The organism is Mesorhizobium sp. M0563 (assembly GCF_040321065.1).
Taxonomy (GTDB): Bacteria; Pseudomonadota; Alphaproteobacteria; order Rhizobiales; family Rhizobiaceae; genus Mesorhizobium.
The window spans coordinates 162,961-178,221 of sequence record NZ_JAMYQV010000012.1 but is presented as its reverse complement, the minus strand read 5'-3'; the positions used below and the strand labels follow the sequence as shown (position 1 = coordinate 178,221).

At 62.3% G+C, this 15,261-nt stretch carries 17 protein-coding genes; 8 read left to right on the top strand and 9 right to left on the bottom strand.

From position 1 onward, the window contains the following. Nucleotides 1–222: 222 nt before the first annotated feature. Nucleotides 223–1,011 carry a L,D-transpeptidase gene (locus tag NKI50_RS17425; RefSeq protein ID WP_352481524.1) on the bottom strand — a complete coding sequence of 263 codons (789 nt, stop codon included), beginning with the start codon at nucleotides 1,009–1,011 and terminating at the stop codon, nucleotides 223–225. 199 nt (nucleotides 1,012–1,210) lie between these two features. On the opposite strand from NKI50_RS17425, the gene NKI50_RS17420 reads away from it, so the two are divergent. Further along, the gene (locus NKI50_RS17420; protein WP_352639763.1) at nucleotides 1,211–2,683 is read left to right on the top strand and encodes an MATE family efflux transporter; all 1,473 of its coding nucleotides are present in this window, start codon (nucleotides 1,211–1,213) and stop codon (nucleotides 2,681–2,683) included. 9 nt (nucleotides 2,684–2,692) lie between these two features. Here the strand turns inward: NKI50_RS17420 and NKI50_RS17415 are convergent, their stop codons facing one another. Next, a complete protein-coding gene (locus NKI50_RS17415; RefSeq protein WP_352717193.1) occupies nucleotides 2,693–3,901 on the bottom strand; it encodes an MFS transporter in 1,209 nt (402 codons plus the stop codon). A 154-nt stretch (nucleotides 3,902–4,055) separates the two neighbouring features. Here NKI50_RS17415 and NKI50_RS17410 point away from each other — a divergent pair, with 154 nt between their 5' ends. Further along, nucleotides 4,056–4,631, top strand: coding sequence for a TMEM175 family protein (locus tag NKI50_RS17410; RefSeq protein ID WP_023721173.1), 576 nt, complete (start codon nucleotides 4,056–4,058; stop codon nucleotides 4,629–4,631). Nucleotides 4,632–4,753: 122 nt separating this feature from the next. Here the strand turns inward: NKI50_RS17410 and NKI50_RS17405 are convergent, their stop codons facing one another. Next, nucleotides 4,754–5,035, bottom strand: a complete 282-nt coding sequence (locus tag NKI50_RS17405) for a hypothetical protein (protein ID WP_023721174.1) — start codon at nucleotides 5,033–5,035, stop codon at nucleotides 4,754–4,756. A gap of 129 nt (nucleotides 5,036–5,164) precedes the next feature. On the opposite strand from NKI50_RS17405, the gene NKI50_RS17400 reads away from it, so the two are divergent. Further along, complete coding sequence (locus NKI50_RS17400; protein WP_352481527.1) at nucleotides 5,165–6,028, top strand: SDR family NAD(P)-dependent oxidoreductase; 864 nt, start codon at nucleotides 5,165–5,167, stop codon at nucleotides 6,026–6,028. A 40-nt stretch (nucleotides 6,029–6,068) separates the two neighbouring features. On the opposite strand, the gene NKI50_RS17395 is transcribed toward NKI50_RS17400, so the two are convergent. From NKI50_RS17395 to NKI50_RS17385, 3 genes are all read right to left on the bottom strand, one after another. Continuing rightward, on the bottom strand, nucleotides 6,069–6,500 hold the full coding sequence (locus NKI50_RS17395) for a low affinity iron permease family protein (protein WP_352639796.1): 432 nt from the start codon (nucleotides 6,498–6,500) through the stop codon (nucleotides 6,069–6,071). Between the two features lie 87 nt (nucleotides 6,501–6,587). Then, the gene (locus NKI50_RS17390) at nucleotides 6,588–7,229 is read right to left on the bottom strand and encodes a DapH/DapD/GlmU-related protein (RefSeq protein ID WP_023721177.1); all 642 of its coding nucleotides are present in this window, start codon (nucleotides 7,227–7,229) and stop codon (nucleotides 6,588–6,590) included. A gap of 96 nt (nucleotides 7,230–7,325) precedes the next feature. Then, complete coding sequence (locus NKI50_RS17385) at nucleotides 7,326–7,814, bottom strand: CreA family protein (RefSeq protein WP_023721178.1); 489 nt, start codon at nucleotides 7,812–7,814, stop codon at nucleotides 7,326–7,328. A gap of 207 nt (nucleotides 7,815–8,021) precedes the next feature. On the opposite strand from NKI50_RS17385, the gene NKI50_RS17380 reads away from it, so the two are divergent. Then, nucleotides 8,022–8,600 carry an SCO family protein gene (locus NKI50_RS17380; RefSeq protein WP_023721179.1) on the top strand — a complete coding sequence of 193 codons (579 nt, stop codon included), beginning with the start codon at nucleotides 8,022–8,024 and terminating at the stop codon, nucleotides 8,598–8,600. Nucleotides 8,601–8,611: 11 nt separating this feature from the next. Continuing rightward, nucleotides 8,612–9,484, top strand: coding sequence for a 50S ribosomal protein L11 methyltransferase (locus tag NKI50_RS17375; protein ID WP_023721180.1), 873 nt, complete (start codon nucleotides 8,612–8,614; stop codon nucleotides 9,482–9,484). A 31-nt stretch (nucleotides 9,485–9,515) separates the two neighbouring features. On the opposite strand, the gene NKI50_RS17370 is transcribed toward NKI50_RS17375, so the two are convergent. Continuing rightward, entirely contained in the window at nucleotides 9,516–9,860 is a 345-nt protein-coding gene (locus tag NKI50_RS17370; protein ID WP_348633244.1) for a hypothetical protein, read from the bottom strand. A gap of 36 nt (nucleotides 9,861–9,896) precedes the next feature. Between NKI50_RS17370 and NKI50_RS17365 the strand changes: the two genes are divergently transcribed. Then, on the top strand, nucleotides 9,897–11,741 hold the full coding sequence (locus NKI50_RS17365; RefSeq protein WP_352717190.1) for an aminopeptidase P family protein: 1,845 nt from the start codon (nucleotides 9,897–9,899) through the stop codon (nucleotides 11,739–11,741). On the opposite strand, the gene NKI50_RS17360 is transcribed toward NKI50_RS17365, so the two are convergent. Beyond that, a complete protein-coding gene (locus NKI50_RS17360) occupies nucleotides 11,731–12,621 on the bottom strand; it encodes a LysR family transcriptional regulator (protein ID WP_352717188.1) in 891 nt (296 codons plus the stop codon). The two genes, NKI50_RS17365 and NKI50_RS17360, sit on opposite strands and share 11 nt — an antisense overlap. A gap of 114 nt (nucleotides 12,622–12,735) precedes the next feature. Here NKI50_RS17360 and NKI50_RS17355 point away from each other — a divergent pair, with 114 nt between their 5' ends. Next, nucleotides 12,736–12,975: a hypothetical protein gene (locus NKI50_RS17355; RefSeq protein ID WP_352481531.1), complete on the top strand. Its 240-nt coding sequence runs from the start codon at nucleotides 12,736–12,738 to the stop codon at nucleotides 12,973–12,975. A 141-nt stretch (nucleotides 12,976–13,116) separates the two neighbouring features. Here NKI50_RS17355 and NKI50_RS17350 read toward each other — a convergent pair whose 3' ends face one another. Continuing rightward, on the bottom strand, nucleotides 13,117–14,634 hold the full coding sequence (locus NKI50_RS17350; protein WP_352717186.1) for a winged helix-turn-helix domain-containing tetratricopeptide repeat protein: 1,518 nt from the start codon (nucleotides 14,632–14,634) through the stop codon (nucleotides 13,117–13,119). 154 nt (nucleotides 14,635–14,788) lie between these two features. Between NKI50_RS17350 and NKI50_RS17345 the strand changes: the two genes are divergently transcribed. Continuing rightward, entirely contained in the window at nucleotides 14,789–15,235 is a 447-nt protein-coding gene (locus NKI50_RS17345; protein WP_502895805.1) for a cupin domain-containing protein, read from the top strand. Nucleotides 15,236–15,261 lie beyond the last annotated feature (26 nt).

Sequence of the window (15,261 nt, the reverse complement as noted above, 5' to 3'; positions counted from 1 at the left end):
CCCCTAGGGGGCGCGTTGGCCCCCCGTTTTGCCGGTTGCTACTCGGACACGAGCCCGCGCCCCCCGGGTACTCCGCAACCCCCCCCGCCGGGCGCCCGCGCCCACCGGGCCCCCCTGCCTGGCACGATCGAACGGTCGGGCCCTTCAGTTGCGGCTCGCCGGCACAAGGATTGTGTTCTAGTGGGTTTGCAAAACCTAAGACTGACGATCCGTCGAAGGCACTTACCTCAACATCTCCGCGTCCTTTGGCACGCCCGCATCGATCGGCTCGGCCGTCCTGTCCGACACGGCGGCGATCTTCCCGGCGGCCGACAGGTTCGGGCGCACGAAGACCGGCGCGACGCCGTCGACGCGGCTGTAGAGGTCGATAATGTCCTGATTCATGAAGCGCACACAGCCGGAGGAAGCGTTCTTCCCGATGGAATCCCACTCCGGCGTGCCGTGCAGCCGGTACATCGTGTCCTTGCCGTCGCGGAAGAGATATAGCGCGCGTGCGCCCAGCGGGCTGTGCGGGCCGGGCGGCATGCCGTCCTTGTATTTCGCCAGTTCCGGCCGGCGCTGGATCATCTCTGGCGGCGGCGTCCAGACCGGCCACTTCTTCCTCGCCTGAACCACAGCGCTGCCGGTCCATCCGAAACCGGCCTTGCCGAGGCTGACGCCATAGCGAATTGCCTTGCCGCCGTCGCGCACCAGATAGAGGAAGTGCTCGGAGGTATCGACGACGATCGTGCCGGGTTTTTCTCCGGTCGGATCGGACACGATTTGGCGCACGAATTTCGGATCGACCTTGGCTACCGGGATTGCCGGCAGTTGATAGCCCTCGTCGACGCGCGCCGCATACATACTTGCGGCATCGCCGAAAGCCGGATCGCTTGGCGCCGCGGTCACTGGCGGCGCCGCTACGTCCGTCGTGGTGCACGCCGAAAGAGCCACGGAGGCCGCGCCCAAAGCGGATGCACCAAGAAACGCACGCCGGTTCAGGCGCTCAAAAAACAGCGGAATATCGGACATGAACCCCCGGCTTGCCCATGAGATCCAGGAAAGATGCGGCCCCACGCGTGCAGGATCAATATACGATTCCGGAAGCTTTGAGAACATGATTGGATCAAGGCACGCCAGGCGGAATTCGCAACGCTGCGTCGACCTGTCTCGTTAAATCGGCAATCATTGCGGACCGGACTCAAGATAAGCCTTCGCCGAGTTGCCTGCCATGGACGACAAGATGCCCGCACGCCGGCGGACCAGCGACCTCACCAGTGGACCTATCCCGCGTACATTGCTGCTGTTCGCCCTGCCGGTGCTCGGCTCCAATGTTCTGCAGTCGCTCAACGGCTCAATCAATGCCGTCTGGGTCGGTCGTTTCCTCGGCGAAGCGGCGCTGACCGCCACGTCCAATGCCAACCTCGTGCTGTTTCTCATCCTCGGCACCGTCTTCGGCATCGGCATGGCGGCGACCATCCTGGTCGCGCAATCGGTCGGCGCCCGCGATCTGCCCGAAGCCCGCCGCATCGTCGGCACCAGCGCCACCTTCTTCTTCCTTGTCTCGGTGGTGTTCGCGGTCTGCGGCTGGATCTGGGTCGATACAATCCTCAATGCGCTCGGCACGCCGGCCGATGCGTTGCCGCTGGCGCGCTCCTATCTGCGTATCATTTTTCTCGCCGTACCGATGATGAACCTGCTGTCCTTCGTCATGACGGTGCTGCGCGGCGCCGGCGATTCGCGCACGCCTTTCCTATTCATGGCGCTGGCCGTCGTGCTCGACGTCATTTTGAACCCGTTGCTTATTCTCGGCATCGGCCCGTTCCCCGAACTCGGCATCGCCGGCTCGGCCACCTCGACGCTGATCGGCCAGACGGTAAGCGTGCTTGCCATCCTGATCGTGCTTTATGCGCGCAAGCACCCGCTGCGGCTGGCCGGCGCCAATCTTGCTCTGCTGCGGCCGGACCCGGCGCTGCTGCGCATTGTCGTCTTCAAGGGCGTGCCGATGGGCCTGCAGATGATCGTCGTCTCGTCCGCGGCGCTGACTGTGATGGGCATGGTCAATGCCTACGGCTCGCAGGTCGCGGCTGCCTACGGCATAGCCGCCCAGCTCTGGACCTATATCCAGATGCCGGCGCTCGCCATCGGCGCCGCGGTCTCGTCCATGGCGGCGCAAAATGTCGGCGCCGGGCGCTGGGACCGGATCGGCCGCATCGCCGCGTCCGGCGTCGGCTTCAACCTTGTGCTTACCGGCGTGCTTGTCGCGCTGCTGTTCGTATTCGATCGCGCGGTGCTCAGCCTCTTCCTCAGCAGCGACAGTGCAGCGATCGACATCGCCACTCACATCAACAAGGTCGCATCCTGGTCCTTCATCCTGTTCGGCATCACCATCGTGCTCTTCGCCACTGTGCGTGCCACGGGCGCGGTGATGCCGCCGCTGATCATCCTGGTGATCTCGGTACTTCTGGTGCGCACCAGCTTCGCCTATTTCTTTCGAAGTGCGATCGGTGAGGAAGCGTTGTGGTGGAGCTTTCCGGCCGGCTCGATAACCTCGCTCGTGCTGGCCACGGCCTATTATCGCTTCGGCCGTTGGCGCAGCGTGCACATGATCGAGAGCCGGCCGGCTGCCGGCGAACCGCCGGATACCGGCCTCGGCGTGCCGCGCCAGCGCGCGCATCTTTCGCCCGAGACGCCGAACGGCTGAAAGGCCGGCTCAGCGCGCGTATTTCGCGCCAAACCCGAGCGCCACCAGGGAAAAGACGACAATCATGCCGGCAAAGGCCAGGCTCGCCACGGTCGCGCTTGCCACGGTCGACAGGATGCCGATGCCGATGACCGGCAGCGCGTTGCCGCAAAAACAGCAGATGAAGAAGGCCGATACCACTTCGGCGCGCCGGTCCGCCGGCGCGATCTCGTTCACCACTTGCAAGCCGCCGCGATAGCCGAGCGCTGCCGACACGCCACACAGAGCACTTGCGGCGACCATGATGGCCATCGAGGCGAAGACCTGCGCCGCAACGATCAGTGCGACGCTGGGGATCATCAGCGCAAGTGCCGCAAACATCGCGGCCCGGCTCGAAAGACGCGTCGTCGCCACAATGGTGCCGGCCGCCACGATCGACAATTCAAAGAACAGAGCGCCGGCTACCGCATGGTTGGCTACCTGCAGTTGCTGCGCCAGGATGCTCGGCGCGAGTGCCGCATAAAAGCCGACGAGCGCCATCGCGCCAAAGCCGGTCACCGCCGGCGCAACGAAATTTGCGCGGATGTCATCAGGCACGGAAAGCCGCGGCCGCATCGAGACGTCAGCCAGTTTTCCCGGCCGCGAAACGGTTTCCTGCGTACGCCAGATCAGCAGGGTTACGATCGCTAGCATCGCCAGGTGGACGACGAATATCAGCCTGAGCGGCCAAGGTGCGTATTCTGCGAGCAACCCGGCCCCCAGCGCACCAATGCCGAGGCCGAGAAAATTGGTGCTGGTGGCAATCGTCGCCGCCTGTGACTTGTTGTTGGCCGAGAGCAATTCGGCGAGCCAGGCCGTCCCAGTCCCGGCGCCGACGCCAATTCCCAATCCGCTCAAAATCCGGGCGATGTCGAGCCACGCGACATTTTCTGCGAACAGGAAAAACACCGCGCTGACGACGGCCACCGCCATCCCGGCCAATGCCATCGGACGGCGCCCGATAACATCGGACACACGGCCCAACATCAGCAGCGCTGCCAGATTGCCGATGACATAGACGGCGTAGACCAGCGTCAAAGTGATCTGCGAGAAGCCGAAGACCTGCTTGTAGATGATGTAAAGCGGCGTCAGCGCCGTGCTGCCGGCGAAAAGAGCCGCGATCATGGCAGCCACGGCAGCCGCTGCGGCGCTGCCGCCGAGTTCGTGATCGCGCGTCATGACTTGAGCGTGAGCTGTCATTTTTCGACCTTTTGCTGTTCGGGATCTGACACCAAACGCCTTTTTCGCGTCAGCCGTTCCCCCTTCCCGACTTGCTCCTGACAAGTTTGGCAGCTTTGCCGATGGCGCTGAGCGAGATCCTCTTTTAACCTCAGCGGATTGTCAGGGGAGATTCATGGGCAAAGGACGGGTCGAGGCATTCACCGATGGCGTGGTCGCCATCATCATCACCATCATGGTGCTGGAATTGAAGGTGCCGCATGGCGAGGATTTTTCCGCGCTGGCACCACTCTGGCCGATATTCCTCAGCTATGTGCTGTCCTTTATCAATGTCGGCATCTACTGGAACAATTTGCACAACATGTTCCATACCGTGCAGCGGGTTGACGGCCGCGTGCTGTGGGCGAACCTCAACCTGCTGTTCTGGCTATCGCTGATGCCGGCGACGACAGCCTTCATGGGTGAGAACCATTTCGCGCCCGTGCCGGTCGCCGTCTATGGCGTCGACCTGGCGCTCTGCGCCATCGGCTTCAACATCCTCACCATGGCCCTGCATCGACTGCACAGCAGCGAAACCCTTTTCGCCAGGGCATTGGGCAATGACCTCAAGGGAAAGATCTCGCTGGCCCTCTATATCGCCGCCGTCGCACTGACCTTCGTCAATCACTGGATCGGTGTCTCGATCTATGTCCTGGTAGCGCTGATCTGGTTAGTGCCGGACAGGCGCTTCGAGCGGCTAATCGAGAAATAGACAGACCATGATCCCGAACCGAAGGACCGCGTCAGCGAAAAGTGGATGCCGGTTTTCGGAAAAGATCATGGTCCAACGAGAAGATAGAGCCCATCCCGAATTTTATCGGGATGGAACAGGCTCTAGCCTCGCATTTCCTTCAGCTTTTCCGCTACCGAGGCGGCAAGGTCGGCGTAGCGCTCCTCCAGCCGCTCGGCCGCCTTGATCACTGAAAAATCATGGCCGAACTTTTCCAGCGCCATACGCAGCTTTTCGACGAACTCCGCCTGTTTTTCGAGCGCCGAAAAAAGCGTTTTCACTTGCGCTTCGCTGATGTCGGGATTGGCAAGCATTTGCGGCACTTCGCGGCTCATCTGGTCGCCGGTTGCGGTCTGTTCTTTCAGGATCTCGATCCAGTCGGTCAATCGCCAGTCTCCTTTTTCGATATCAGCATGCGCAGCGCCCGCCGACGCGGTCAACCCGAAGATACCGGCATCGGCTTGCGCGAGCCTCGTTCCGCGCTAAGTTCGCCGCGGCCAGAACAGGAGAAAATCATGACCACCAACGCCGAGATCCAGACCGCCCTGCCCGCACTTGCCTCCGGTAATGTCGCCGTCATCACCGGCGCGGCCAGCGGCATCGGCCTTGCCGCGGCCAAACGACTAGCGGCGATGGGCATGAAGATCGTGCTGGCCGACATCGGCGGCGCACGCCTCGATGAGGCCCGACACGCCGTCGCCGCCATCGCCGGCGAGAGCGCCGTGCTTGCCGTTGCAACTGACGTCTCGAAAGCCGACGAGCTCGACCGACTGGCCGAACGGACATTCGGCGCCTTCGGCGACGTCTCGCTGCTGATGAACAATGCCGGCGTCGGCAACAACCCCGGCAAGCCCTGGGAGAACCGCGAGGCCTGGAAGCAGTTGCTGGACATCAATTTCTGGGGTGTCATCCATGGCGTCGAGGCCTTTGCGCAGCGCATGCTGGCGGCGGGAAAGCCGGGTCTGATCGTCAACACCGGCTCCAAGCAAGGCATCACCACGCCGCCCGGCAACCTCGCCTACAACGTCTCCAAGGCTGGCGTGAAGACCTATACCGAGGGCCTTGCACACGCGCTGCGCAACGAGCCCGGCGCCAATGTCGCGGCGCATTTGCTCATTCCCGGGTTTACCTTTACCGGCCTGACCGAAGGTGCGACCGAAAAGCCGGCCGGCGCCTGGACCGGCGAGCAGGTCATCGACTTCATGCTGGCCTCGGTGCTGCGTGGCGATTTCTACATCCTGTGTCCCGATAACGAGGCGACCCGGTCCATGGACGAAAAGCGCATGGCTTGGGCGATTGGCGACATCATCGAGAACCGCCCTGCCCTGTCGCGCTGGCACCCGGACTACAAGGAAGCCTTTGCAGCATTCATGAAATGATCCGGCGAACGTCGCGCAGGAACCCGGACAACAGGCTCCCTCACGCCGAAGCGTGCTTCTTCGGGTTGCGCTTCTTGGCCACGGCTTTGGGTGCGGCCATGTCGGCAACCTGTTCGTCGTGCCGCTTCGCCGCGCGTTCACATTTGGCCCGGATTTCCTCGACTTCGGATTCGGTCAGGTGCTCGATGCCGATAAAGGTATTCTTGGCTTTGCTGACGCGGATCAACTCGTCGAGCTTGGCCTGGATCGCTGCACTGTCGCGGTTCTGGGTGTTCTGGATGAGAAACACCATCAGGAAGGTGACGATCGTGGTGCCGGTATTGATGACGAGCTGCCACGTGTCGGAAAAGCCGAAGACCGGACCGCTTGCCGCCCAGACCACAATGATCAGGAAACAGACGGCAAACGTCGGCGGCAGACCGGCAAGATGGGCGATATGGTTGGCGATCCTGGTGAACAGCTTTTCGATCATGGCAGGGAGAAACAATCGGCAACTGCTTCGAGTTCCCTGCGAGGAGGAATTCACGGTCAAACAGCGCACGCGCCGCGCTCGCAACGATCAGGCGGCGTCGTTTTCCCAGCGGTCGAGGAAAGCCTCGATAGGCAAGGCCTGCATGTCGGGGACTGCCCTGGCCAGTTTCTCGACCGGCCAGTCCCACCAGGCAAGACGTTCGATCCGTGCCGCAGTTTCCGCGCTGAAGCGCTGGTACAATGGCTTGGCCGGGACGCCGGCGACGATTGCATAGGCCGGCACGTCGCGCGTCACCACCGCGTTGGCACCGACGATCGCGCCATTGCCGATCACTATGCCAGGCATGATCACCGCGCCATGGCCGATCCAGACATCATGGCCAATGCTGACGGCTTTCGCCCGCCGCCGGTCGCGGAACGCCTGATCGACACCCAGCCAGCGGAAGTACTCGTTGGGCCGGTAGCTGATCTTGTGTTGCGTCAGCCGCTCGACCGGATGCTCCAGCGCATTGATGCGGCTGTTGGCGGCGATCGAGCAGAACTTGCCGATCGTCGTGTAGATCGCCTCGGCGTGGCGCTCGAAGTAGGAGAAGTCGCCGACCACCACCTCGCGCAGGATGACCCGCTCGCCGATCGACGCATAGCGTCCAAGCTTGCAAGCCTTCAGCTCCGCCGTCGGATGGATGCGCGGCTCGGGATCTTTCAGGACAAGGTGTTCGGGACGGTCCATGCGCGCGCTTTACGCCGGCACGCATAGTCTCGCAAGCCGAGTGCAGCGCCGCGCATCCGTTTGGATGCGCCAAGGACCCTGTAGCACCTTCAGTCTCTATTTCGGCTTGCCGCTGGTCCACACCACGTTCTGGCCGTAGAGCGGCACGGTGGTGACCGACATTTTTGCCGAGCCATCCTGCACTTGGCGCGAATGCGAGAGGTAGATCAGCGTCTCGTTGGCCTTGTCGTAGATCCGGTTCACCACCTGCTTTTTCCAGATCAGGCTGATGCCTTGCTTGAACACCTCCTCGCCGGCCTCGCTCATGTCGATATCGCCAATGGTGATCGGCCCGGTCTGGCGGCAGGAGATCGAAGAATCGGACGGGTCCTCGAACCAGTTGCCTTTCTGCAGGCGGTCGATCATGCCACGGTCGAAATAGGAGACGTGGCAGGTCACGCCCTCGACCTTCGGATCCTTGATCGCCTCGACGATGATGTCGTTGCCGAGCCAATCGACGCCGACCTTGCCGACTTCCTCGGCGACGGCCGCGCCGGCACCAATGACCAGGCATGCGGCCAACGCGCCGCCAATCAATTTTCGCAAAGAGGCCTCCTGCGGTTCGAATTTTGCCGACCTCAGGTGGGACGAACGGCAGCGCTTTGCAAGCAGATCGCCTTCCCACTGGATTGCCGGTTGCGGCAACGCGACATCTTTGCGTCGGCGCGACCGAACCGCTAAGAGTGTTCGCCAAGGCAGGGCCTTCACGGCGCCAATATGGCGGCCGATGGAAATCACGACGGACTTTCACTGATGATGCGTTCAATTCTGGTCGGCATTCTGCTCTTGATGGCCGCAGGCATCGGCTGGCTCACCTTCGACTGGTACCGCGGACATTATGGCGGCGAGCCGTTCGGAGCGCCGTTTACGCTGGTCGACCAGAAGGGCGCGCCGGTCACCGAAGCCGCCTTTCGCGGCCACCCCAGCGTCGTCTTCTTCGGCTTCACGCATTGTCCGGAAGTCTGCCCGACCACGCTTTTCGAGTTGGCCGGCTGGCTGAAGACGATGGGCGACGACGGCAAGAACCTGCGCGCCTATTTCGTTACGGTCGACCCGGAGCGCGACACGCCCGAAATCATGAACACCTATGTCAGCAATTTCTCCGATCGCATCCTCGGCATCACCGGCGATCCCGACAAGGTCCACGCCATGGCCAAGTCCTTCGGTATCTACTGGAAGAAAGTCGACACGAACGACGGCGACTACACGATGGACCACACCGCTTCGGTGCTGCTGCTCAATGCCAAGGGCGATTTCGCCGGCACCATTGCCTATGGCGAAAGCCCGGACGCCGCCATCGCCAAGCTCAAACGGCTGGTGGCGGAAGGTTGACATATCCGGTAATGACGCAGACGCGTTTGTATTTCACCGCGGGCAAGATCGAGGCTGATCGCATCTTCGCGGCGCTCGGTGCGGCGTTCGACGATGAGGGCCTGCCGGTTGCGGTGCTCGAGGTCGACGAGGACCGCGACATCCACGAAGTATCGCTCTATGCGGACGACAACGTCGATGCGGTCGAGGCGCGGCTTAGGGACATCCTTGCCGGACTGTCGCTGTCGAAATCGATAGAGCGCGAAGCGCTGCCCGACATCGACTGGGTGGCGCGCTCGCTGGAGGGGTTGAAGCCGGTGCGGGCCGGGCGCTTCTTCGTCCATGGCGCGCATGACCGCAGGAAGCGCCACAGCGGTGAGCTCGCCATCGAGATCGAGGCCGGCCTTGCCTTCGGCACCGGCCATCACGGCACCACCGCCGGCTGCCTCGAAATGCTGGAGCAGGTCATAGAGCGCGAGCATCCGCGCAACGCGCTCGACCTTGGCACCGGCAGCGCGGTGCTCGCCATCGCGGTGGCCAAGCTCGCTCATATTCCAGTGCTGGCGACCGACATCGACCCGGTCGCCGTCAAGGTGGCCGCCGCCAATGCGCGGCTGAACCATGTCAAGGCGCTCATTGAAACGGTGGCTGCACCCGGTTTTCATCATCCGATCTTTGCCGCGCGTGCGCCCTTCGACCTGATAATTGCCAATATATTGGCGCGGCCGCTGATGCGGCTGGCGCCGCAAATGGCCGGGCATATCGCGCGCGGTGGCTCGATCGTTTTGTCAGGCATTCTCGAGCGCCAGCGCGACGCGGTGATCGCGGCCTATGTCGGCCAGAAATTCCGGCACGTCCGCACCTTGCACCGCGAAGGCTGGGTGACGATCCATCTCAAGCGCTGAGGCGCCGCGCCTTCAACGCATCCGCTCGGACCTAGCGAGAGTTCGCCGCTTTCTTCAGCTCTTCGCGATCGTAGCCGTGAGCTTTCAGCGTTTCGTCATCAAAGCCAAGCAAAACGCCGCTCACATACCGGCTCGCTTCGCGCTGGCGAGCTTCGATCAGCGCGTTCACAGCGCTTCTGAAAAATCCGCGTCTGGCTGAAATCGTGGACATGATGGTCTCCTTTGCAGGCAATAAGACACGTTCCTCCACGTTAAGAAGGTAAGCCTTGCTGACGCTTTTTGAAATCGCCGATTCTGCATGGCCTCCATGCGCAAAAAGAGGCTGTCGCGACCAGGCATGATCGTTCCGAAAATCGATTCCGATTTTCGAGGTCATGCGCTACGGTCGCGCCAGCATTCGAGGAGAGCCCACATGTTCCAGACCTTCGATTCCGCCGGCGATCCGGCCGTTGGCAAGCCGCGCGTGGCAATGCTACGCCAATGGTTGGCGGCGAATGGGCTGGACGGCTTCATCGTGCCCCGCGCCGATGAGCACCAGGGCGTATATGTCGCCGACCGCTCGGCACGGCTGAAATGGCTGACCGGCTTCAGCGGCTCGGCCGGCGTCGCCATTGTGCTTGGCAAGCGCGCCGCCATGTTTGTCGACGGGCGCTACACGCTGCAGGTGCGCCAGGAGGTTGATCTCGACATCTTTTCGATCGAGAGCCTTGTCGACAACCCGCCGGCCAACTGGATCAAGGACAATCTCGGCAAGGGCGTGCGGTTGGGCTTCGATCCATGGCTGCATACGATCAGCGACGTCAAGGCGCTGAGGGCCTCGGCCGTCAAGTCCGGCGCGATACTGGTGCCGCTCGAACAAAATCCGATCGACGCCATTTGGCAGGACCAGCCCGGGCCGCCACTGGCGCCGGTCGAGATCCACCCGATCGGCTTTGCCGGCGAACTGGCCAAGGACAAGTTGGTCCGGCTGGCGGCAGCCATCGAGAAGGAGGGCGCCACCCATGCCGTATTGACCGACCCCTCCTCCATCGCCTGGGCCTTCGACATCCGTGGTGGCGACGTGCCGCACACACCGCTGGCGCTCGGCTTTGCCGTGCTCGCCGCCGACGGATCGCATCTGCTTTTCATGGACCAGCGCAAGTTCTCACGCACCGTCGCAGCCTATCTGACGCAGCTCGCCGAATTGCACGAACCCGGTGAATTCGAAACAGCGATCGTCACCCTGGCCAAGGGCGGTGCAAAAATCGCGCTGGACCCCGCTCTGGCGGCGGAGAAGCTCAGCATGCTGGTCGAGGACAATGGCGGCACCGTCACTGCCGCACCGGATCCGGCCCGCATCCCACGCGCAACGAAGAACAAAGCCGAGATCGCCGGCGCCCGCGCCGCGCATCGCCGTGACGGAGCCGCGGTCGCCAAGCTGCTGTGCTGGCTCGACCGTCAGGAACCCGGCACGCTCGACGAGATCACCGTTGTCACCAGGCTCGAGGAGACGCGCCGGCAAACCGGCGACGAAACACAGATGCCGCTGCGCGACGTCTCGTTCGACACAATCTCCGGCGCCGGCCCCAACGGCGCCATCATGCACTATCGCGTCTCCCGCGCCACCAATCGCAAACTGGAGCATGGCGAGCTGTTCCTGCTCGACTCCGGCGGACAGTACCAGGACGGCACCACCGACATCACCCGCACAGTGCCGATCGGTACGCCGGCCGAGGAGATGCGCGAACGCTTCACGCTGGTGCTGAAAGGCATGATCGGCATCTCCATGCTGCGCTTTCCCCCAGGCACGCGCGGTTCCGAACTCGATGCAGTGGCGCGCCTGGCGCTATGGAGACACGGCTGCGATTTCGCCCATGGCACCGGGCACGGTGTCGGCTCCTATCTTGCCGTACATGAGGGCCCGCAGCGTATCGCCAAGACCGGCACCGAAAAGCTGCTGGCCGGCATGATCGTCTCCAATGAGCCCGGCTATTACAAGGAAGGTTCTTACGGCATCCGCATCGAAAATCTTGTCCTGGTCACTCCGGCTGAGATGGTCGAAGGCGGTGACATCGCCATGCATGGCTTCGAGACGCTGACGCTGGCGCCGATCGACAAGCGGCTGATCCGGTCGGATCTGTTGACGCGTGACGAGTTGCATTGGCTCGACGAATACCACGCGCGGGTGCTGGCCGAGATCGGACCGATGCTCGACGGCGAGACGCTGGCCTGGCTGGAAAAGGCAACCGCCCCGCTGCCGCACGACTTCAAGCAATAGCGGCGGCGGCAACGCCGGTTGACAGGCTTTGCTCCGCAAGCAGTTCTTGCAAAGCCGTGACGTTGGAAGAACCGGCTCCCTTGCGCCAGAACAACACCGTAACGGCGTTGTCTTCGTCAGCGGGCAGTTCGTGCAGCTTTAGCCAGCGGCTCTCCGGGAAACCCGAAAGCACGCTTTTCGGCATCAGCGCTATGCCCATGCCAGCCACCACGCAACCAAGGATGGCATGGTATGAACCAAGCTCGATGGTTTTCTCGGCCATGAACCCTCTGCGCGCGTACCATTGTTCCAGCCGCTTGCGGTGCGGGCAGCCGTGCTCGAAGGCTATCATGGTTTTGGGCATGTCCAGGCGGTCGTCGATCGAAACGCGCGATGCCGCCGAGACAATGACCAGTTGCTCCTGGAATGCTGACTGCTTTTCGAACGGAGCGTCGGCGATCGGCTCGGCGGCGAAGGCTGCATCGAGTTCGCCGGCAAGCATGGCGGTCGCGAGAACCTGCGGGTTGCCGGTGCGCAACTGGATTTCCACTTCGGGATAACGTGCGTGATAGTCGGCGAGCAGACTTGGAAGCCGTGCCGCGGCGGTGCTCTCCATGGCACCTAGGCGAAGCGTGCCGCGCGGGCGTGGATCGAGCATCGCCGTTCGCGCCTCCTCCGCAAGCGCCAGCAGCCGATCCGCATAGCCGACCAATTTGTGACCGGCCGGCGATACGTGCAGGCGCTTGCCCTCCCGGATAAACAGCTGCACGCCGAGATCCTCCTCGAGCTGCCGGATGCGTGTGGTCACGTTCGATTGCACGCGAAACAGTTTTTCCGCTGCCCTGGTGATTCCGCCCTCGCGCACCACCGTGCGGAAGATGCGCAGATCGGCCAAATCCATACATCTCTCCTGGAGAACGTAACGATCTTAATTATTCATTTTAGCTGATTAGCCCTTTCCCGTAAATCGTCGGTGTAGCTGCCTATCAAAACGGCAAACCAGGGGGAGATGGAAATGTCGCCCGAGCCCTTCGGCATCCAGCCGATCGATCTAAGCGCATTGACGCCAAAGCAGCGTGAAGCGCTCTATAGCGGCGCCGTGCGGCGCGCCCACCAGGAGAGAGCGGAGGCGATCCGGCTGAGCCTGTCGCAGGTCGCGTCGATATTCAAGAAACCTGCTGGCTGGGCAGGAGCTATTACATGGTTTGCAGCGCAGATGAGCGCTGCGGCGAAGCCGCACGATCAGAAGTGGTGATTTTCGCAATGGCGGTGGGTCGGCTATCGACCGGACCCCAGCATCACCCTGAGTGCGAAGCCGACCTGGCTTGTGCTGCCCAACAACTGCGTGACCGACATCACACAGACGACGCCAATCTGCAGGGGATTGACCGCAGCCTTACTGCTGCCAACCGGCTTTCTTCAACAGATCCGCCATCTGGTCTGCCCAATGTGGATTGCGCAGCCTGAGCGGCGCCAAGGCATCGCCTGTAGGGTTCTCCATCTCCCGCATCAGTTCGACGCAAGATCTTGCCTCCGGCAGACGGCCAAGCGAGACGTAGCAGCAGGCGAGTGTTTCATAGGTGGGTCGCCACGTGGGACCGACCTTGCGAGCCTCAATCGCCGCGACGAGCCCCTCGTTTGCCTGCCCCGCAAATAGATAAGCGAGCGCCAGGACATTAAACCAGACGAAGTTCTGCGGATCGTACCGGTTCAACATAAGGCCGTGTTCGAGCGGCGCTATCGCTTCGGATGCGCTGCCGCGGAAAAGCTGCCCCATTCCCATAGCCAGATGACCAAGGGCGAAACTTGGGCTGATCTCGATCGCTCTTTCCGCAGCAAGAACGGCTTGTTCCTGCGCATTGGCATAGATGCTGCAGATGGCGAGCGCATAATGCGAATAGGGATTTTTCTCGTCGAGCCGAACCGCCTTCAGGGCTGCATCCAGGCCTTCTCGGATATCCTGTGCCGGCTTGTCGCTCCAGCCGTAAGCGACGATGCCGGCGCTCACCCGACCGAGCCAGAGATGGGCCTCTGCGAGTTCACGATCGAGCTTGCACGCCAGCCGAAATAACTCGCGGCCACGCAAGTGAGTTTGACGGCCGACGTGGTGAAAATGCCAGGTACCTTGCCGCACCAGGTCCCAGGCCGTCGCATTTCCGCTGTTGCGTCCAACGGCTGGGAGCGACTCCGTCTTGAGCAGTTCGGGTTCGATCGCACCAGCCACCCGCTCGGCTATGGCATCCTGGACGGCGAACGCCTCCGTCAGTTCCATCTCGTATCGTTCGGCCCAGATCTGATTGGCCGAGGCGGCATCGACCAGTTGCGTCGAGACCCGGATCTGCTGGCCGGACCGGCGCACACTTCCTTCCAAGACATAACGGGCGCCAAGCTCGCGGGCCACCTGTTTGGAGTCGACCGACTTGTCCTTATAGACGAAGCTGGAATTGCGCCCGATCACCCGGAACCATCGGAACCTTGTCAGCGCGGTGATGATGTCCTCGGTGATGCCGTCAGCCAGATAGGCCTGTTCCCTGTCGCCGCTGACATTGGCGAACGGCAACACCGCAATGGACGCCCTTTCGGAGAGACCCGCCAGTTGGCTCGGAAGCGCATCGTCTGCAGCGGGGTCAAGCACATGAACACTGCCGGCGAAGCGATATCCGGTGCGGGGGACGGTGGCGATCCATTCGCTGCCGTCCGGCTGCGGGCCGAGTAGCTTGCGCAGGGCGGCAATCTGCACCGAAAGATTGCTTTCCTCGACGACGGCATCGGACCAGGCGGCCTCCATGAGGGCCGTCCTGCTCAGCGCCTGCGTCGGTGCCTCCACCAAGGCCTGAAGCAACGACAAGCCTTTTTGCCCGACCGCAACTGGCTTGCCCTCGCGAACAAGCGTCCCGCGCAGCAGGTCGAGCACGAACGGCCCGAACGCGAAGCGTCGCGGTGCTGAAGCATCTCGCTTTCCGGCTTCGGAAGAATTCGGAACTTTTCGCCTCCTGTTAAGGACTTCGGACGGGGGACTGATCATTCTGGCCGTCCTTCGCACAGACTAACACAAATGGAGGTTCAAGATGATGATGTTGAAACAGCCGGCCGCAATGGACAGTGCTGCGCCCAGCGAGGGAAAGGCTTTGGTTGTTAGGGGCGGCGAGGCTTATCGGGCCGAACAGGGGTCGGACTATCTGCCGGGAATAAGTGCTGAGACCGTCGGAGCGAAGGCCCTTTGGCTGGGCGTCGCCTCAATCCCGCCGGGCAAGCGGACCAAAGCCCATGTCCATGCGCGCCACGAAACAGCATTTTATATGCTGAGCGGAGACGAGTTGGAGATGTGGAGCGGGGACGAACTGCAGTTTCGCGACCTCGTGCATCCCGGCGACTATCTCTACATTCCCGCCAACGTGCTTCACGTTGCCGTGAACCGGGCAAGCACGCCGGCCACCTTTATTGGCGCCCGCAACGAACCGACCGCACAGGAGAGTGTCATTCTCTTCCCGAAGATGGACGGCAAAATACCATAGAGCGGCGATCTGGCAGGAAGACAGGC